Raw genomic sequence first — 21599 nt, 5'->3', positions numbered from 1 at the left:
AAGTTATTCTTCTCTTCCACCACCCAGTGCCTGGTAAAGGCTTACTACTGCCTGCATTCGATCAAAGCAATCAGAAACCTGAGAGATTTGTGCGCTCAGGTAAGACTGTTGTGCAGACAATACTTCCAGGTAGGTTGAGGTCCCTAAGTTAAACAATTCTTTTGTATCTTCCGAAGCTTTTTTAGCAGATTCTACCTGCATTTGGCGAGATTCTACCTTTTCACTGGTCTTTTGGTATAAACTTAGCGCATTGCTAACCTCACTACCAGCATTCAATAAGGCTTGTTGGAAAGATAATTTCGCTTGTTCTTCCTGCGCTTTAGCAGCTTTCAGGCGAGCGATGTTCTGTCCGCGGTAGAACAATGGCTGTGTCAGTGAACCGACAACAGAGGCCAACAATTTGCCGGGATTAACGATTCCGGCTCCTGAATTATTTGTCCATCCTGCTGAACCGCTAAGTGTGATTTGCGGATAGAAAGCGGCACGAGCCGAGTTGGTATTATAATAGCAACTAGCCAATGACATTTCGGCTGCTTTTACGTCCGGACGATTGGATAATAGCTGAATAGGCACACCGGCGGAAAGTTCGGTTGGAAGTACTTGTGCTTCCAATTCACCACGCTTGATGGCATGGGGAGCCTCTCCCAAAAGAGTAGACAGTGCATTTTCCGTTTCGCGGATACTCTGCTCGATATCAGGAATACTGGCAAGTACCTGTGCGTAAGCGGCTTTACTTTGTTCTACACCAGCTGAATTGATGCTATACATGGCCGCATCTTTCATGGCTTCCATCGTTTCTGCATTCTTTTTCAGAATTTCTGCTGTAGCCTTGGTTATTTCCAGTTGGCGGTCCAACATCATTAATGTATAATACATATTGGCGATGTTAGAGACAACTTGTGTTTGTACTGCCTGGCGGTAAGCTTTCATTTGCTTCAGTGTAACTTGCGCATTTCGTTTCGAGTTCAGCAACTGACCGAATAAATCGACTTGCCAACTGGCTGTGACAGGTAATGAATAAGTTTTTGTAGCTGCATTCTTGTCAAAGCTGCTGATCGTTCCTTGCGGAGACAATCCCAATGACGGGGCATAAGCCAGGCGTGCCGACATGAGGGATGCTTCTGCTGCTTTCACATTTTGAGCGGCGGACAAGAGGTCCGTATTTTGTTTCAGTCCCGTTTCGATGAGAGACTGGAGTTGCGGGTCGGTGAAGACTTCTCTCCACGGCAGATTACCGAAGTTGGCTGTATCCGAAACCAGTGTATCATTATCTGCTACCGGATCGCGATACAGGCCGGAAGTGGTGATATCTTCGGGTCTGTCATACGACTTATAGATGTGGCAGCTGCTCAAGAGAGCAGTTGCGCACAACATATATAGAATCTGTTTCTTCATATCGAATTTCATTATTTAGCGTATTGTTCAATCTCTGTTACGGCATCTGTATTGTCGATATCTTCCCATTCCATCGGTTTAACCTTCTCTTGTAAGTACTGGAAGACTACAAACAGCGCAGGAACGATAAAAATTTGGCAAATCATACCGATTAACATACCACCGATAGAAGCTGTACCCAGTGTACGGTTACCGTGAGCACCTACACCGAAGGCAAACATCAACGGAAGCAAACCGACTACCATAGCCAATGATGTCATCAAAATCGGGCGGAGACGGGCACCGGCACCCAATACGGCTGCCCATGTGATACTCATACCCATCTTACGACGGTCGAGGGCGAACTCTACAATCAAGATGGCATTCTTTGCCAACAGACCCATCAACATGATTAACGCGATCTGCATATAGATATTATTGGACATCGTACCCAGAATCATCTTCAATGCCGAAATATTACCGATAGCACTTACACCGTTCACAAACAGGAAGCTGCCTAACAGACCGAACGGAACGGATAACAATACAGCCAGCGGAAGAATGTAACTTTCGTACTGTGCACTCAACAATAAGTAAACGAATACGAAACAGAGCACAAAAATCAGTCCGGTAGCACTTCCGCTACTTTGAGCCTCTTCACGCGCCATACCTCCTAATTCATACGTATAACCGGTAGGCAGGTTTTCTTGGGCAACCTCGGCGAGGGCAGTCAATGCCTGACCGGATGTATAACCACTTGCCGGAGCTACCATTACTTTCATAGAGGTATAAAGGTTGAAACGGCTGATAATATCCGGACCATATACTTTCTCCACAGAGATGAACTGGGCAATCGGGGCCATCTCACCTGCACTATTACGTACCTTGATATTCTTCAAAGATTCCAAGTTTTTGCGTGACAATGGATCTGACTGAATCATAACACGATACATCTTACCGAAACGGTTGAAGTTGGATGCATATAAACCTCCGTAATATCCTTGCATAGTAGTGAGGATATCGCTCGGGCTGATACCTGCTTTTTTACAAGCTGCTGCATCGATGTCGATCATGTATTGCGGGAAATTCGGGTTGAAGGAAGTCTTTGCCGAATTGATTTCCGGACGTGCTTCCAGTGCTGCCGTATAATCATTAACCACATCGAAGAATTTGTTCAGGTCACCACCGGTCTTATCTTGCATATTTACCTCAATATCCGTAGATGCCGAGTAACCCGGGATCATAGGAGGAGCGAAGAACAATACCTGTGCTTCTTTGATAATCTTTTGTGCACGCATATATAAGGAACCGACTACAACGTCTGAATTCTGTATCATGGAACGTTCGTCCCAGTCTTTCAGTTTGATGATGAAAGAACCGTATGACGGTCCCTGGCCACCGATAAAGCTGAATCCGGAAATCATGGTACGTGACAATACCGCAGGATCGGAAGCGATCAGACTGTCTACACGTGCCAGGATTTTTTCAGAACGGTCTTGGGAAGTACCCGGAGGCAATGTCACTGCTCCCATCAGCGTTCCGGTATCTTCATTAGGCACCATACCTGTCGGAGTGGTGTTCATGAAGAATACAAGTATCGCAATGGAAGCGACAACTAATCCCATAGACAACCATTTCTTCTGGATAAAGAACAATACTCGTTTCTTATAACGTTTCAGGATTGATTCGTATGTATCGTTGAATCTGTTTTTAAACTTCTTCGTACTCATTCCGATCAGTGCCAGAATACTAAGCACTACGAAAATTGCAGTAACTATCGGATTGATACTGAACAAACCAAAGATCATGCCGAGAATGGCAATAAGCGTGAAAGTAAGTGTAATTCCCGGATGCAACATCTTTCCGATAGCCTCGGTATATCTGTTGATCATGGTTGTATGGGCTGCCGTATAGGCTACTTTCATACGTTCTTTCAATGTGGAGTCTTCCGTTGTTCCGTCTTCTTTTTTGTGAGGTTTCAGAAGAACGGCACACAAAGCCGGACTCAAAGTCAATGCGTTCAATGCGGACAGACCGATAGCGATAGCCATAGTCATACCGAACTGGCGGTAGAATGTTCCTGCTGTACCTCCCATGAAACTTACCGGAACGAATACGGCCATCATGACCAGCGTAATAGATACGATAGCGCCGCCCAATTCATTCATGGCATCGATAGAAGCCAGACGGGCAGATGTATAACCTTGGTCAAGCTTGGCATGCACACCCTCGACGACCACAATCGCATCGTCGACCACAATCGCGATAGCAAGCACGAGCGCACATAACGTCAACAAGTTCAAACTGAATCCTACCAGGGACAGGATGAAGAAAGTACCGATCAGAGCTACCGGAATGGCGATAGTCGGAATCAATGTGGAACGTAAATCCTGCAAGAAGATATACACTACGATAAACACCAGGATAAATGCTTCGATCAACGTCTTCAACACTTCATGGATAGAAGCGAAAAGGAAGTCGTTGGCATTCATGGAGATGTTCAGTTTCAATCCGGTAGGCAACGTTTTTGATGCTTCATCCAACAATGCCTCAATATCACTGATGGTCTGTGTCGCATTGGTTCCTGCCATCTGGTATACGATACAAGTCACAGACTTGTGCCCGTCTACCCGGTTGGTAAAGTTATATCCCAAGCGGTCCAGCTGAATTTCTGCTATATCTTTCAGACGGAGTACTTCACCGTCAGGAAGAGATTTGATAACGATATTTTCAAACTCTTCAGGCTGTTGCAAGCGTCCTTTATAACGGATGGTGTATTGGAAAGTCTGGTTACTGCGTTCACCGAACTGTCCTGGAGCAGCTTCGACATTCTGTTCTGCCAGAGCAGCGGAAACATCACCGGGAACGAGCTTGTATTGTGCCATGACGTCCGGTCGTAACCAGATACGCATAGAATAATCCTGACCCAAAACGTTGGCATCACCTACACCCTGTACACGTTGAACTTGAGGAATCAGGTTGATCTTAGCATAGTTTTCAATAAACGATTCACTATATGTATCTGTCTCGTCATAGAGAGAGAATACTACCAGCATGGAAGTCTGGCGTTTTTGAGTGGTTACACCGACTTTAGTTACTTCGGCAGGCAACAGACCTTGTGCCATAGAGACGCGGTTTTGTACATTGACGGCGGCCATGTCCGGGTCTGTTCCTTGTTTGAAATATATGGATATATCACCGGAACCCGTGTTTGACGCAGTTGAGGTCATATACATCATGTTTTCTACACCGTTGATTTGTTCCTCCAACGGAGCAATCACGGAATTCAATACGGTCGATGCACTGGCTCCCGTATAGGTGGCTCTTACCGAAACGGTAGGAGGCGCGATGTCCGGATACTGCGTGATAGGCAGTGTCGCCAATCCGATAGCCCCCAGGATGACTATCAGGATAGAAATAACGGTTGATAGTACCGGACGGTTAATAAATCTATCTAATTTCATAATGATTATCTGATTATTAGTTGAAGGCTGTGGCTAAATTACCGTCGTGTTGGTCTTTCAAATGTTGTTGATAGTTTGCTTCTTTTTGCGCCGGTGTGATAGGCTGAACCTTCTGACCGTCTTTCAGGTTTTGTACTCCTTCGATTACGATTTTATCTCCTGAATTCAAACCGGAAGTAACCAAGTACTCTTTTCCGTTATCCAGATTGAAGATTTTGATTTCTGTATATTTTACCGTGTTGTCCGGTTGCAAAACGTAAACGAACTTCTTATCCTGGATTTCTACTGTTGCAGACTGTGGTATAGTGATAACATTCTCCATGGTATAAGGAATCAGAACGTTTGCAGTACCTCCGCTACGCAATACATGTTCCTTATTCGGGAAGATAGCACGGATGCTTACCGAACCGGTAGATTGGTCGATAACACCTGTGATAGCATCTACTTTACCCTCTATATCGTATGTGGAACCATCAATTAATTGCAGTTTGATAGTCGGTATTTTGCTGATTTCTTCTTTGATAGTGCTACCGGACTTGGTCATTGTCAGCAATTCCTTTTCTGTCATTGAGAAGTATACATATACTTCGTCAATCTCGGAAACAGTAGTCATCGGTGTAGCGATAGAAGGACTTACCAATGCTCCTACACGATAAGGGATATTGTTGATAACGCCATCTGACGGACTTTTAACCTGTGTGAATGACAAGTTCTGTTGAGCAGTGGTCAGTTGTGCTTTTGCTTGTGCCAGCTGGGCTTTGGTCTGTGCCAGGGAATTTTCTGCCATTGCCAGGTCATAGTCACTGATGATTTGCTTTTTGTTCAATTCTTTCTTATTGTCATACGTCATCTGTTGAGTACTCACTGCTGCTTCTGCTGTAGCCACTGCTGCTTTGGCAGTGCGTACAGCTGCTTCGTATTGAGTCGGATCAACAATGAACAACACTTGTCCTTTACGTACAGTTGCTCCTTCGTCTACACAGAGTTTCGTGATGAAGCCCGATACTTGGGGGCGGATTTCTACATCTTGTTTTCCTTTAATTGTAGCCGGATAGGCAGTTGTTAAATTAGCAGTTGTTTTTTGTAACTCTTGTACTGCATATTCAGGAGCCTTTCCTGTGTCATTGCCCTTATTGCCACAACTAGACAAGAGGGCTACGCAAAATGCAAATAAAACAATTCTACTTTTCATACTTAATAAATATCTGTTTTTTAATTTAATGCGTTTGTTGCCAGTGTGCTGTTCGTCCATATAGATTAAGGGGGTTAAGGAAGAAAAAGCCGGAAACTAATTCGGTTAAATTAGTTTCCGGCTGCAAAAGTACTTTAAATTCGGTATTCTTGTTCTCTGATACCGTGTTTTTTAACTATGTTTTTTACTTTATTTTATGATATACAGGAGTCATAATAAAACTTAACTCATAATCTTGGTAAGGAAGACGGTATTTTTCCAGTGGTATAGCTCCCCAACTGTTCACACAAGCAAGCCCTGCTTGTGCCTTATCGATACAGAAATTGGTGAAGTCTGCCTTTTCTACTTCCGGTGAGTGACGTTGATCTTTACCGTCACCGTCATCCAATGACTCGATGGTATAATTCAGGGCAGAAGCAGAGAAAGGAGCATCCGATATGAATTGCAATCCGTTACCACTAATGTTCAGAAGTCTCCACCAGCGGATATCCGTTTTGGTTCCGGTTTCCTGCGGGCGGATGTAAGGATAGAATTGTTCTTCTACTGTCTGGCGGTATTTGCCTAGCATGGCTCCGTGGTTACGGTCAGCATAGTTTTCTCCCGGACCACGGCCGTAGTACTCCACCTCATTGAAGTTGACAGGCATACGCATTTGCATACCGAAGCGGAACATTTCAGAAACCTTCTTGCTCTTGTCTGCCACCATCTTCTGCGTAACCTTCACTGCACCTTTATTATTAATAGTATAAGTCAGTGACAATGTTCCACCTATCGATTTCATATCATATTCAGCACGAACCACTGCCTGGTCGTTTTCAATAGCATGTTTTAGAGAAGTCAGTTTCAGCTCCGGATTCTTCCATGCAGCATATTTATGTTGCAGTCCGGCTCCGAAATCATTGTCGGTCGGTGCACGCCAGAAGTTAGGAGTCAATGCGCTGCCGTCTTCCATCATTTGCATACCATTGACGTCGTAGCGACAAAGGTAACCATTGTGCTTATTGAAGTCCATAGAGAAGTTTTCACCTTTAACAATCAGGTAATTGCGGTCGTTATCCAAAATACTGGGCACGATAACCGGAACGTTGGAAGCCTGTTGATTTTCCAGTTTCAGTTCCGGTGCTTTGTAGTCGCGGATGCTTAACTGGTCGTAAGCGATAGTCGTTCCTGCTGGCAGCAACGTTTCGGCGGCTTTCAGTTTATAGCTCACATTCAGCAACAATTCCTTGCAAGGACAGATATTCTTCACGTCAAACGGAATTTGCACTTTCACAGTTTGCTGGGGTGCAACTTTCAGGTCGGATACAATGCCTGTTTGCACTACTTCCCCGTTTGCCAGTAATTGCCATTCCATATAATATGCAGAGAGGTCGCGGAAGAAATATTCGTTGAAGATATTGATTTCACCTTTGGCAAGATCCGCAGGAGTAGTCCATATATCCTGATAGAAATAAGCTACTTCATAAGCATGCGGATTAGGCACGCGGTCGGGGCTGATTAAACCGTTATCGTTGAAGTTGTTGTCCGAAGCGTCGTATTTGTTGAAATCACCGCCATAACCATAGATATTTACTCCGTCTTTGTTTTTCCAGTGGCAGGACTGATCTACAAAGTCCCAGATAAATCCACCCTGATATTTCGGATATTTGCGGATGATGTCCCAGTATTCTTTGAATCCTCCCTGTGAATTACCCATTGCGTGCGCGTATTCGCATTGGATTAACGGCTTTTGGATGTCGCCTTCGCTATATTTGATACAAGCGTCGTAGTCATAATACATCGGGCAGAAAATATCGGTGAATTCGCTGGTTCCTGCTTGTTCATACTGTACGGCACGTGTCTTGTCTTCGTTCTTAATCCAAGTGTAGCATTCCTCAAAGTTCGGTCCCATGCCGGCTTCGTTGCCCAGTGACCAGAAGATGATGGACGGATGGTTGTATCCGCGTTGTACATTGCGTTGGTTACGCTCCATGTGAGCTTTAGCGTAACTCGGGTTCTTTGCCAGTGTCTGATCGCCGTAACCCATTCCGTGAGATTCTACGTTGGTTTCGGCCACTACATACAGACCATATTGGTCACAAAGGTCATACCAACGGTTGTCGTCCGGATAATGGCAGGTACGCACAGCGTTGATATTCAATTCTTTCATTACTTTGATATCCTGCAACATACGTTCGAGAGAAACGACATAACCGCCGTCCGGGTCCATTTCGTGGCGGTCGGCTCCTTTGAAGAGTACCGGTTGCCCGTTTACGAGTATCTGTCCGCCTTTCAATTCAATCTTGCGGAAACCTACTTTAACAGGGATTACTTCTACTACGTTGTTGCCGTTTTTCAGTGTAGCGGTCAGTGTGTAGAGATTAGGTGTTTCAGCAGTCCATTTTGCCGGATTGGAGACGGATAGAATCGTGTTTAATTTGCCCGAACCTTTCAGGTCGGCAGTCGCTACGCTGTTGCCTTGAACATCTGTCAAGTCCAAAGCTACTGTGCCGCTTCCTTTCAGGTCAACGGCTATATTCAATGTACCGTCTTTATATTGGCTGTCCAAATCGGGAGTGATGCGAATGTCCTGGATGTATTTCTTGTCGCGTGCGTAAAGATAACAGTCGCGTCCTACGCCGGAGTAGCGGAAGAAGTCCTGATCTTCCAGATAACTACCGTCGCACCAGCGGAAAACTTGAAAGGCGATGACGTTCTTACCCGGTTTCAGGTAGTTAGTCAGATTGAATTCAGCTTCCAGTTTGCTGTCTTCGCTATATCCTACGTAGCGTCCGTTCACCCAAAGGTACATATTGGACGTTACCGAGCCGAAATGTGCGAAAATTTCTTTGCCTTTCCAGTCGGCAGGAAGGATGATTTCTTTGCGGTAAGAGCCTACGTGGTTGTTTTCTGTCGGCACTAGCGGAGGGTTGTTTTTGAATTGGCTTCTCCAGGCATATCCTACGTTGACATAGATAGGGTCACCGTAGCCGTTCAACTCCCAAACGCCGGGAACTTGAAGGTCATCCCAACCTTTGTCGTTGAAATTAGTCTGATAAAAGTCAGTCGGGCGTGCATCTGCATGTCTTACCCAGTTGAATTTCCACGGACCGTTCAGGGTCATGAAATTCGTTGAATTTTCTTTAATGCCGGCTTTAGCTTCATCAGCCGATGCGTAAGCAAAGTAATTAGTGTGCATAGCGGAGCGGTTTACGGAATTCACTTCCGGGTCTTTCCACTCATTGAAGCTTTGTGCTTGAATTGCTGTCAGTCCCAATGCAGCCAAGCAGCAAGAGAGTAGTTGTTTCTTCATGGGTTTTTGTATTAGGTTTGAATTTCGGGAGTCAAAGATAGGGAATAATTTGATTAATAAAGGAGAATAATAAGTCTAATAGGTATGTCAATAGTTCAATTTTAATTTATTTATGAACTATTCAATGGAGTCTGGTAATGGTATGTGGAGTTGGCATAGATTTACGGTGAAAGAAGAACTTGGTAAATTAACTTTTTGAGTATCACCTCTCGAGTATGGTAAAGTCAAGAAGAAACGATGAATAGGCTGTATTTTTCTAGCGTGACATCCTGATACTATGAGTAATACAGCTAATTTTAATGCTTTTTATTTCTTATTTTGTACTATTTTGTCCCTTTTTAGTATGATAATTGTATCTTAAAAACTATTACATTCACTTAATTTGTGACGAGTGTTTTTAACAAACCTATTTCAAATTCTTAAATTTATTATTATGAACAAACTGACGAGACTAAAAAGATGCAAGAGGTGCATCAGTACGTTAATGCTTATGTGTTGTTCGCTCTTGGCATGGGCGCAAAATACAGTAACGGGAACTGTATTGGATGAATCTAACTTAGAGGTGATTGGTGCCAATGTAAAGGAAAAAGGCACGGCCAACGGTGCTATTACTGACATGAATGGTGTTTTCCATTTAAAAGTAAGCAATCTTCAAAAAGCAGTTCTGCAAATTTCGTTCATGGGATATGAACCTCAAGAAGTGCCATTAAATGGACGCAAACAACTGAAAATTATTTTAAAAGAAACGGCCAATGAACTTCAGGAAGTTACAGTTGTGGCCTATGGTACACAAAAGAAAGAAACTCTGACAGGAGCTATTTCTGCTGTAAACAATGAAGCGTTGATACGTTCGCCGAATGCAAGTGTGGCCAATTCCCTGGCGGGTCAGATTACAGGACTCTCATCCGTCCAGACTAGCGGTCAGCCGGGACAGGAAGACCCTAAGGTGTTTATTCGCGGAGTGGGGTCCTTGACAGAAAGTGCTTCCTCTCCTTTGATTTTGGTGGATGGTATAGAACGTTCGTTTTATCAAATGGACCCGAATGAAATAGAGAGCGTGACGGTTCTGAAAGACGCTTCTGCTACTGCCGTGTTCGGTGTGCGTGGTGCAAATGGCGTAATTTTGGTGACTACACGTCGTGGTAAGGAAGGCAAAGCGAAAATTTCCGTAAATTCTTCAGTTGGTATCCAGATGCCCACCCGTATGCTTGAAATGGCAGACAGCTATACGTATGCTACTTTAAGAAACGAGATTATAACAAATGACAAACCAAATGCTACCGAGAACGATTTGGTGTTCAATAATTATGCAGTTGAACGGTTCAGATTGAATGATGAAGCTATTATGTACCCCAGTATCGACTGGAGAAAGTATCTGCTTAATAAAACATCTATGCAGACACAGCATAACCTGAATATTTCCGGAGGAACAAAGGATATACGTTACTTCATATCTTTAGGTTTCTTATATCAGAATGGTCTGTTGAAACAGTTTGAAGGAGTGGGGTATGATAATAATTATAAATACAAAAGATACAATTATCGTGCGAATTTAGACTTTAATGTAACTAAGACTACCACGCTGAAGATTGGTATCGGCGGGATTGTAGGTAACCGGAATGAGCCGATGATTAATGATGCGACTAATTCGATCTGGACACTGATTAATCAGACAACTCCGTTCAGTAGTCCGGGTGTAATTGACGGACAACTCATAGTTACCCCCGAGGAACGTTTTGATAATAAAATAAATCTGGGCAACAGTGCTTTGCCTAAATGTTATGGAACGGGTTACTCAACTGCTATTAATAATACGATGAATCTGGACCTTCTGTTGAATCAGAAGTTGGACTTCATAACCAAAGGATTGTCGGCGGAAATAAAAGGTGCTTATAATACGAGTTATGGTTTTACCAAAAAGCGTAAAGGGCAAGTGGAACAATTTATGCCTTTCTATCAATCTTCTTTGGAAGATCCGTCACTTGGTTATGATTCGCCAGATTTCAACAAGAATATTGTTTATAAGATCAAAGGAGAAAATAAGAGCTTGCAATATGAGGAAACTTCCTCGCGGGCACGAGACTGGTATCTGGAAGCAAGCTTGAGATATAACCGTAAGTTTGGTTTTCATAATGTCGGGGGATTGTTCTTGTACAATCAGAGTAAGAAATACTATCCCGCTCAATGGGTGGGAGTACCGTCTGCTTACATCGGTTTTGTAGGCCGTCTGACGTATGATTACAAATCCCGCTATATGGCAGAAGTTAACTTCGGTTATAATGGTTCTGAGAATTTTGCTCCGGGTAAGAGATTCGGTGCGTTTCCTGCCGGTTCCATCGGTTATATCCTGTCGGAAGAGGCCTTCATGAAAAAACAGAAGGTGGTTGATTATCTGAAATTCCGTGCTTCTGTCGGCTTGGTCGGAAATGACAATCTTGGAAATAACCGCTTCTTATTCCTGCCGGACTCTTATGATGTGAATCTGAGCGGAGTAGACGGATGGAATAACAATAAGTATGGATTCAACTTTGGTTATAACAGTAAGGCGTTAATTCTGGGTGCATTGGAGAAGCGTCTGGGTAATCCGAACGTGACTTGGGAAACTGCGCTGAAACAGAACTATGGATTGGACGTTCATTTCTTGAAGAGCCGTCTGAAAATCTCTTTGGACTATTTCCTCGAAGAACGTAAGGATATTCTCATCAATCGTAAGACAGTACCTTTATTAACGGGGTTGACTTCATCAATTCTACCTGCCGTAAATATGGGTAAAGTGAAAAACCGTGGATATGAGGTAGAAGTGAGGTGGAATGACAAGATTGGGCAGGTTCAGTATAATGTTCAGGCAAACGTTTCCTATTCAAAGAATAAGATTATTTTCCAAGACGAGGTTGAGCCTAATGAACCTTATATGTGGCGGACAGGAAATCCGGTCGGGACACTCTTCGGGTATGTAGCGGACGGTTTCTATACAGAAGCGGACTTCGGAGAGAACGGCAAACTGGTGGCAGGTCTGCCCGATCCGGGTGTGTCTGTGAAGCCGGGTGATGTGAAATACCGGGATTTGAACGGTGATGAGGAAATTACTTCCGATGACCAGACTATTATTGGAAACCCGACTCGTCCGGCTTATACATTCGGATTGAATTATGGCATCAATTACAAAGGCTTTTTCCTGACGATGAACTGGACTGGTGCTGCACAACGCTCTTTGTTGCTGGACGGAGCTTTCAGAGAACCTTTTGGTAATGGTAAAATCCGTGGTTTGATGCAGTTCCATGCAGATACGCGCTGGACACCGGAAACGGCTAATACAGCTACTACACCGCGGTTTACAGAGACAAATGCAGTCTATAATATGCGTTCCTCCTCTTTGTGGGTGCGAGACGGTTCTTATTTGAAGCTGAAGAATGTGACAATAGGATATAACTTCACAGATAAGAAGATGTTGAAGAAACTGGGTATCCAGCAGTTAGGTATAAAACTGACAGGCTATAATCTGCTGACTTTTGATAAGTTTGACATCATGGACCCTGAATGTAATCCGAATAATGCGGATTCTTACCCTATCATTAAAATATATAATTTAGGTATTAATCTAACCTTTTAATAGTGCTGACAATGAAAAACTATAAAAAATATATAGGCTGTCTTTCTCTCTCTGTATTGACACTGATAGGGTGCGAAGACCTTAAATTTGGAGAGAAATTTCTGGATAAGCCGATAAGTAACGAACAGAATATCGATTCTGTTTTTAACAAAAAGGTATATGCTGAGCAGGCACTGGCGGAAACTTATCATTCCCTGCCGGATTATCTGCCGATGCAAGGACGTCTGGGATATGGCGTTCTGGAAATGCTAACCGATCTGGGTGACTGGACGAAAAAGGGAGCGCCTAAATTCTATACAGGAACAGTGGACGGAACAAATACATATCTGGAACATCTTCCATATCGGTTGGATGTCGCCAGTGCTACGATAGGAGTAGGGCCGGTTTATGGTATTCGAAGAGCCTACATTTACATTGAGAATGTGGATAGAGTGCCGGATATGACTGCGGATGAGAAAGCGATAGGAAAAGCGGAAGCGCAAGTAATCATTGCCTATCATTATTCTCAAATGCTCCGTTATTATGGTGGTATGCCGTGGATAGACCATGCATATACGGCAGAAGATGCGATGAAATTTCCTCGTATGACAGTGGAAGAAACCGTACAGAAGATTGTTGGATTACTGGATGCGGCAGCCTCTGTACTGCCTTGGCAGGTGAATGCAGATAATGACGGACGAATGACGGCTGCTTCTGCTTTAGCGTTAAAGTCCAGGGTGCTTCAGTTTGTGGCGAGTCCTTTATTTAATGCTGAAAAACCCTATCTGGAAGGAGATGCTTCGTCTCAATTCCTTACCTGGTATGGTAACTATTCACCGGACAGGTGGCAGAAGGCGTTGGATGCCGGATTAGAATTTATGCGGGCTAATAAAAAGAACTCGGACGCTTATCAACTGGTGAATACAGGTAATCCCCGCGATGATTTTGCAGCAGGATATTTCAATCGCCATAACGGTGAAGTTTTGATTTCTTCCAGAAGATTCACCACTTATGCTACGGGAAAGCTTCCGTTTGCCCAGGTGCGTTATGGAGTTGCTTCTCCTACATTGACTTATGTCGATATGTTTCAGATGAAAGACGGAACAGAATTCGACTGGAACAATCCGGACCATAATAAATTCCCTTTCTTTGATAAGGACGGAAACCCCAGAAGAGACATCCGCTTATATGAAACGGTTGCTGTGAATGGAGATAAGTTTAAGGGCGCCCAGAAAGTGCAGATTTATGAAGGAGCCACCCAGGCGCCTTATAAAGACGGACGAATGAGTTACAATGGGGTTGCCATGAGAAAATTTATACGAAACTTCAATGACGAAGTGAATGGCAAATTTTATTCTTGTCCGTTGATCCGCCTTCCGGAGGTTTATCTGAATATGGCCGAAGCGATGAATGAATTGAATAAGGCGGAAGTCCGTGATGAGTTTGGCAATACGGCTTATGATTATCTGAATAAAACCAGACTGCGTGCAGGTATGCCTGCGATTTCGGCAACAGATGTTCCGGCTGGCAAATCTTTGCGTGAAGCGATATTACGCGAAAGAGCCATTGAATTCGGCTATGAAGAAGTACGCTATTTCGATCTGGTACGTTGGAAACGCGCAGATATATTTACCGGACAATTGTCACGTCTGATTATTAAAAAAGCGGCCGGTGAGCCAAGCGGCTTTTCTTATGCCGTATCTCATGCAATGGCGGAAACGCGTCAGTATGCAAAACCTGAAAAGTGGAACGACAAGTATTTCCTGTTGCCTCTGCCTATAGATGAGATAAACAAGAAATATGGATTGATTCAGAATCCGGGTTGGTAATAATCAAATCGTTGAACAATAAGAAGAATGATTATGAATAAATCACTTTATATCGTGGCTTTCTCGTTGGCATTTGCCACTACGGGTATAGCGCAAAATAATGAAGGACAAGATAAGGTAATCGATCTGGGCACACAGACGACCACCGAATTACGGAAGACACAGGCTGTCTCTACCATTTATTCGGATGAATTAGATAAAAATGCTACCACTAGTCCTTACAATGCCATTTATGGCCTGTTGCCGGGATTGAGTGTGATGCAGAACACTAGTTGGGGCACAGATAAATCTCGTCTCAATGTGCGGGGACGCGGTTCTTTGAATGGAGATACACCTTTATTTGTAGTAGATGGTTTTGCACGCCCTCTCGAATATATCAACCTTTCGGAAATAGAATCAATATCCGTTTTGAAAGACGGTGCTGCTACTGCTCTTTGGGGAGGCAGAGGCGCTAACGGAGTGGTATTGATAACTACCAAACGCGGTATATATAACCAGAAGGATATAAAAGTAGACTACAAGTTCGGTTTAGGCTTACCTGTTAATCAGCCGGAATTTGCCGATGCTTATACCTATGCCAAAGCCCGTAATGAAGCATTGAGATATGATGGCTTGCAACCGGACATGGATGAGGCTTCTTTCCTGTCCGGAGGCAATAGCGATCTTTATCCGAATGTGGACTGGCAGAAAGAAGCGTTACGCAATCATACGACCAGTCATCAACTGGACATTACTTTCCGCGGAGGTGGCAAGCGGCTTCGTTATTTCAGTGTCCTCAATTACAAAAACGATATGGGACTGCTGAATAGCAAGTACACTGATTATACAGATCGCTATAACTCCCAGATGAAGAAATACTTCCTCAATCTTCGCATGAATCTGGATGTGGATATTACGGACGCGACAAAATTGAAATTGAGTATGCTCGGTATGCTGCGAGAGACCAAGCGTCCCACCACATCGGAAGCTACTTTGTTTGAACAGATTTTCAACACCCCGTCCGCTGCATTTCCCGTGCAGACACAGAATGGATTCTGGGGCAGTAACAATGTGCTGAAAACAAACCCGATAGCCAATCTGGCGGACGTAGGTTATTATAAACTGAATCAGCGTATGTTGCAGGCGGATTTGCGGTTGGTGCAGGATTTGTCTGTATTGACTCGCGGGTTGAGTGCGGAACTCGCTATTGCTTATGATAATAATGCAACCTATCAGGAAACAGCCAAGAAAAGTTTTATGTACCAGACCATTGAAAAAGGCACAGACGGAGAACCGATTTACACGAATTACGGAAATCCTAACGATGAACTGGAAATCAGCAACAAAGGATTGGCCAATCAATACATACATGCCAATTTTGAAGCGAAGGTCAATTATCACCGGACATGGGATAAACATGATTTTACGGCCAGTGCTATGTTTCGTCAAGAATCAATGACGTTGACAGGGGCTAATAACAGTCGTTACCGTCAATACATCATCGGAACCGCAGGTTATAATTTTGACAACCGTTATATGGTGGATATCGTAGCCAACTGTTTTGGCAGCAGCGTATTGGGGAAGAATGACAAGTATCGTGCATATCCCGCCATTTCTGCCGCCTGGATACTTTCGAACGAGAATTTCATGAAAGAAATTTCTGCTTTTGATTATCTGAAACTTCGTGCTTCTTACGGACGCTCCGGATATGATATTTATGATTATGACATGGATAAGCAATATTGGGTAGGAAGCGGTGCTTACTATTTTCAGGCCGGAAATACTTCTGCCGGAAGTAGCCTGAAGGAAGGAGTGTTGGCAATGGAACAACTGGATCTGGAAGTTGCGGATAAATATAATATCGGTTTGGATATGAGCCTGTTCAAGGGACTGACTTTTTCTATTGACGGTTTTTATGACAAGCGCACTAATATCCTGATTGACGGAAGTGGGCTGATCTCATCGGCAATCGGGGTTACTATTCCGCAGATGAATGCAGGAAAAGTGGAAACAAAAGGAACGGAACTCTCTGCCATGTGGAAAAAGGAATACAAGGACTTCAACTATTATATCGGAGCCAACTTCTCCTATGCCAAAAGTAAAGTCGTAGAAAATGGTGAGGGATATCAGCCGTATGGCTATTTGTCTAAAAAAGGTTACCCTGTCGGGCAGTGTTTTGGCTGGGAGGCTATCGGTTATTTCAGAGATGAGGCGGACATAAAGAGCAGTCCTGTGCAGAAATTCTCGGAAGTACGTCCGGGTGATGTCAAGTACAGAGATCTGAATGGCGATAACGTGATTGACAACAATGACCAGAAGGCGATAGGATATTCCACTGCCATACCGGAGATTTATTATGGCATTAATTTGGGATTTGAATATAAAGGTTTCGGCGTGGATGCTCTGTTTCAAGGAGTAGCCCATTATAGTGTGATGTTGAACACTGCCAGCGTATACTGGCCGTTGAGAAACAACACGAATATTTCCAGCTGGTATCTGAACGACAGAATCCGCTGGACGGAAGAAACGAAAGATATCGCAAATGTCCCCCGCCTGACTACGCTGGATAATGCCAATAACTTCAGAAACAGTACACAGTGGTTGGAGAACGGTAGCTATTTCAAACTTCGTAACCTGAATGTCTACTATAACCTTCCTTCCTCTTGGGCGAAGAAAGTGAAAATGGAAAAGATTCAGGTATATGCGAGAGCTAACAATCTTTTTTCGCTCGATCATGTGAAGTATATGAACAGTGAAGATCTGAAAATCAATTATCCGGATATGACTTCCGTTTATTTCGGGTTGAATATTAACTTCTAAAATGTGAAATGACCATGAGAAAATATATCCTTTTATATACAGGTTTGCTATTATCCGTATCGGGGTGTAGCTTGCTCGAATTGGACGAATCGACAGGCTTGGACAGGGAAGAGGCCTATTCCTACTTTAGCAATGTGAAAGGTTTGGCTACCTACGTTTATAGCCAGTTGCCCGGAGATCTCGGAGTGCTCGACGGGGCTTTGAGGGAGTCTGCAACGGATAATTCTGTTTATGTCTGGAGTGATAATAGTGTTCACGACTTTTATAACAATGCCTGGAGTCCCAACAATGCAGTCGATAATATGTGGTCGAAGTGCTATGGAGCTATCCGTTCCGTCAATTCATTTCTTGAAAACTATTCACAGGAAAAACTGGAGCGTTTCCGCTGGAACGACACGTATGAAGAAGACATTGCCAAAGCTACCATGTATCGTGAAGAATTACGGGTGTTGCGAGCTTTTTATCTGTTCGAACTGGCTAAACGATACGGTGATATTCCACTTTTGACACGTACGTATGCTTTGGATGAAATCAACGGCGTGGAAAAGACTTCTTTCAATGAAGTGATAAAATATATCTGTGACGAATGTAGTGACGCGGCCAAAACTCTGCCTGTCAGTCATCAGGACTTTTGGGCGGAGACGGGACGTGTGACCAAAGGTACAGCGTTGGCATTGAAATCCCGTGCTCTTCTTTATGCGGCGAGTTTGTTGCATAATCCCGCACAGGATGCCGATAAATGGAAAGCGGCTGCCGATGCGGCTTATGCTATCATAAAAGAGAACTGGTACAGTTTGCCGAAGACGAATGTAGATCCTCTGTATGACAAGAATGGTGGAAACGATGTATTGAAATCTCCGCAATTAATTTTTGAACGTAGAAATGGGGAAAGCTTTGATTTTGAAGCTAACAATTTGCCCATCAGTTATGAAAAGGGGAAAACAGGCAACGTGCCCACCCAGAACCTGGTGGATGCCTTCCAGATGACTAATGGAAAAGACTTTGACTGGGAACAGATTACACCGGGGCAGAATCCGTATGAAGGCAGAGACCCGAGATTCTATAAAACGGTGCTTTGCAATGGCGATACATGGATGAACTCGACCATCCAGTCTTATGAAGGAGGAAAAGACGGTGCCGGAACAACCGGAGCGACTACCACAGGTTATTATTTGAAGAAGTATATGAATGAGACTGTTTCTCTAGCTCCTTCCAATGAGAAAAAGAAACCGCACCATTTCATCATATTCCGTTATGCGGAAATTCTCCTGAACTATGCGGAAGCAATGGATGCCTGGAAAGACGCTGATTATACGGATAATGACCATCCGTTGTCTGCACGTGCGGCACTGAATCAGGTGCGTGCTGCTGCTGATATGCCTGCCATTACAACAAGCGGCAATGCGTTTACTGAAAGCGTCCGTCGTGAAAGACGAGTGGAACTTGCGTTCGAAGACCATAGGTTCTGGGATATCCGCCGTTGGAAAATCGGTGATAAAACCAAAGCTATTTATTGCATCAAGATCACTATGGAAAACGGCTTGCCTGTTTATAAGAAAGAATTGCTTGAAACACGTAACTGGGATGATAAGATGTACTTATATCCTATACCACAGACTGAATATTATAAGAATCCTAATTTAGGTCAAAATACAGGCTGGTAACTATGACTAAGCGAACCCTAAAAGTTTTTGTCTAACTTTTAGGGTTCATTTTTATGGGAAGAAGTTCTTTTCTATGTGTGGTCCCTTGTTCCAGTTTTATGCTGCAGGATCCGGGGCCTCACCGCTACCGCCTTCGTCCGGATTTTCCGGTTTATTTCCCCCTCCATTTCCGGAAGAGGTGCCGCCGTTTCCTTCCGTCTTGTAAATACTTACATTATCCAGCATATCCTTAAATTTATATCCCGGCGTAAATACAATTTTCACCCGACGAACGGTATCGGCATCTACATCTTTTTCCTCTTTCTGGCTTTTGCAACTCATGCCCGGACGGAAACATCCGAAGTCACCTAATTGCACAGACAATCCTTTGTTGAGGTTCGTGTTCAACGCATCAATCAGTGCGTCAATCACGTGTTTCACTGCGCCTTCGGGAATCATACCGAACATGGATACTTCCTTGCATAAATCTCTGAAATTTACCGTATTGGTAATTACATTCTGTGCTACATACTTTTCAGTCTTTGTTTTGTCAAAGCCGAAAACTCTTTTCTTGACAACATACTTTAATGCCATAGTCTTTCTTTTTTTAATAGTTAGTTAATCTGTTTTATTGTTGTTTTGTGATCACGATGCAAAGATATGGTTTCCGAAATTCATGACCAAGCTGAAAAAGAATTGTGCGTTAATAAATTAGTTAATAAGTAGAATGCTGCTGTATTGGGGAATTTTATGTAAAAAAAATTTGGCAGAAAGATAGAAGAAGAGGATGCCGATCAAGATATTGGGGTGTCAAGTGTGGGGAAGGCATCCTCTTCGAAGATAGAACGAAAGGACTACTTGCACAAGCAATCTTTTTCGCTTTGTTGTCTATCTTCTATATATACTGGTAAGGAGTATGATTCTGAATTATTCCGTATCTTCTTTGGTTCGCAGGCTGACTAACTCTGTCCACTTGCTTATACTTAAGTCGAACCCTCCTTTCTCCAGATGTTGGAGGGCGGTTCTAAAATGTCGTATTACTTTTTCTGTATCATTGGTTGTTTTATACTCAAGCTCTCCAAGTGCATATTCAAGACGTGCCATTTGGATGTAATCTAACAAGGTATAGTTTTCGTCAACGGATAAAGTTGAAAGATAGTTCAACAAGTCGAATGCTTTTTCTCGTTCTTCATCTGATAAGTTGGAGATGGGGCGGCGCGCGATAGGGTGCTGCATTAATAGAATAATGTTTTCTTTCAAGTCATCGTACATATCTTTGTTATGTTTGTCGCATCATTTCCCTGTGGTGCGCGGTTTAAAAAAGAGAGCGTGGGAAACTACCAACTGTACGCCAACCATAGGCTCGGCAAAGACCCTCCGCGACATAAGTGATAGTCCCACGCCCATTGGGTATATAAACAAATTATATACAGAAGTGTGCACGAGACCTGACATCACTTATTGCCATTCGCGGTAAATTTTTGCCGAATTTATGGTTGAATGCAATAAATAATCGTTCTCTGTAAAAAAATAAAATGTTCCTCTCTACGTATGAAAGGAACCGCTACAAAAGTAGCAATAAATATTGATAAAGCAAGTAATCTTGTTTTATAATTTCATAGATAGTTCTGATTTACTAAAAGTCAGTATAAATATGATTAATATAAAAAGAACCCTACACTGAATTATTGTTTTTTTGTTCAGTTCAGAATTGGAATTCTAGGTAATTCTGCTAGATGATTTTAACTTAACTTTCTGTTTCCTTTGCATAAACCACCTGTTTGCCTGTTCCATAACGGATTAAGAGTCCACGTTCGATAAAAGCATTCAGTTCTTTCAAAGCACGTTTTTTGTCGTGTCCTGTCAATCGGCTATAGTCGGTGCGGGTCAGGCAGGGATATTTGTTCAGATGCTGGTTGATTATTGTCAAACATTCTTCTTCACTGTGCCCTTTCCCATGGTGACGAGTCATCGATTCTCCACGTTCTAGTCTCATTTGCTGGCCTACTTCTTTCTTAAACTGGCTGCCTACCCGGAAATTGACATTCTTCAGCTCAATAGATTGTGCGTGCACATCTTTTTTCTTCATTACACGAGGTCCCTTTAAAGACACTGAAAAATATCCGATATCTCCCAGTTCCACAATCCATCCGTTGGCAATCAGATCTCTCAACTCGCTTTGGAAAGACTGCATAGCACCTGCCAGTAAACTGCGGCTTATTCCTGTGAATTTGTGTACACGGTCTAGAAATTCTTCCTGATCAACGGTTCCTTTGAATACTACGCGGGGATGAAGCGGTTGTGCGTCGCCTGTTTGTTGAATGTCAGGCGTGTCGTAAAGGTCATATTGTATACTCATATTCGTTTTTATTTAGTGTAGGCACATTGATAAATCCGTTTGCCTATCCGGATTTACT

The 21599-nt window shown here is 43.3% G+C and carries 11 protein-coding genes; 4 read left to right on the top strand and 7 right to left on the bottom strand.

Going from position 1 to position 21599, the window contains the following annotated elements:
• Positions 1–3: 3 nt before the first annotated feature.
• The 4 genes from N5O98_RS02550 to N5O98_RS02535 form a co-directional block, all read right to left on the bottom strand.
• A complete protein-coding gene (locus N5O98_RS02550; RefSeq protein WP_061447859.1) occupies positions 4–1395 on the bottom strand; it encodes a TolC family protein in 1392 nt (463 codons plus the stop codon).
• A gap of 11 nt (positions 1396–1406) precedes the next feature.
• On the bottom strand, positions 1407–4838 hold the full coding sequence (locus N5O98_RS02545) for an efflux RND transporter permease subunit (RefSeq protein WP_022199066.1): 3432 nt from the start codon (positions 4836–4838) through the stop codon (positions 1407–1409).
• Between the two features lie 16 nt (positions 4839–4854).
• Entirely contained in the window at positions 4855–6030 is a 1176-nt protein-coding gene (locus N5O98_RS02540; RefSeq protein ID WP_118161187.1) for an efflux RND transporter periplasmic adaptor subunit, read from the bottom strand.
• A 184-nt stretch (positions 6031–6214) separates the two neighbouring features.
• Positions 6215–9322: a glycoside hydrolase family 2 TIM barrel-domain containing protein gene (locus tag N5O98_RS02535; protein ID WP_022199064.1), complete on the bottom strand. Its 3108-nt coding sequence runs from the start codon at positions 9320–9322 to the stop codon at positions 6215–6217.
• A gap of 484 nt (positions 9323–9806) precedes the next feature.
• Between N5O98_RS02535 and N5O98_RS02530 the strand changes: the two genes are divergently transcribed.
• The 4 genes from N5O98_RS02530 to N5O98_RS02515 are packed head-to-tail and all read left to right on the top strand — an operon-like array spanning position 9807 to position 19203.
• On the top strand, positions 9807–12932 hold the full coding sequence (locus N5O98_RS02530; RefSeq protein ID WP_061447849.1) for a SusC/RagA family TonB-linked outer membrane protein: 3126 nt from the start codon (positions 9807–9809) through the stop codon (positions 12930–12932).
• 11 nt (positions 12933–12943) lie between these two features.
• Positions 12944–14740, top strand: a complete 1797-nt coding sequence (locus N5O98_RS02525; RefSeq protein WP_004310397.1) for a RagB/SusD family nutrient uptake outer membrane protein — start codon at positions 12944–12946, stop codon at positions 14738–14740.
• Positions 14741–14767: 27 nt separating this feature from the next.
• Entirely contained in the window at positions 14768–17539 is a 2772-nt protein-coding gene (locus tag N5O98_RS02520; protein WP_008649039.1) for a SusC/RagA family TonB-linked outer membrane protein, read from the top strand.
• 8 nt (positions 17540–17547) lie between these two features.
• Positions 17548–19203, top strand: coding sequence for a RagB/SusD family nutrient uptake outer membrane protein (locus tag N5O98_RS02515; protein WP_004298337.1), 1656 nt, complete (start codon positions 17548–17550; stop codon positions 19201–19203).
• 96 nt (positions 19204–19299) lie between these two features.
• Here the strand turns inward: N5O98_RS02515 and N5O98_RS02510 are convergent, their stop codons facing one another.
• The 3 genes from N5O98_RS02510 to N5O98_RS02500 form a co-directional block, all read right to left on the bottom strand.
• Positions 19300–19776 carry an HU family DNA-binding protein gene (locus N5O98_RS02510; protein WP_004298336.1) on the bottom strand — a complete coding sequence of 159 codons (477 nt, stop codon included), beginning with the start codon at positions 19774–19776 and terminating at the stop codon, positions 19300–19302.
• A 333-nt stretch (positions 19777–20109) separates the two neighbouring features.
• The gene (locus tag N5O98_RS02505) at positions 20110–20454 is read right to left on the bottom strand and encodes a hypothetical protein (protein WP_004298335.1); all 345 of its coding nucleotides are present in this window, start codon (positions 20452–20454) and stop codon (positions 20110–20112) included.
• Between the two features lie 475 nt (positions 20455–20929).
• Complete coding sequence (locus N5O98_RS02500; RefSeq protein ID WP_022199784.1) at positions 20930–21541, bottom strand: DsbA family protein; 612 nt, start codon at positions 21539–21541, stop codon at positions 20930–20932.
• Positions 21542–21599 lie beyond the last annotated feature (58 nt).

Source organism: Bacteroides sp. LFL-34 (assembly GCF_027257075.1).
Lineage (GTDB): Bacteria > Bacteroidota > Bacteroidia > Bacteroidales > Bacteroidaceae > Bacteroides > Bacteroides ovatus.
Note: the sequence above shows the minus strand (reverse complement) of the source record. Positions and strands in the feature narration are given on the sequence as shown.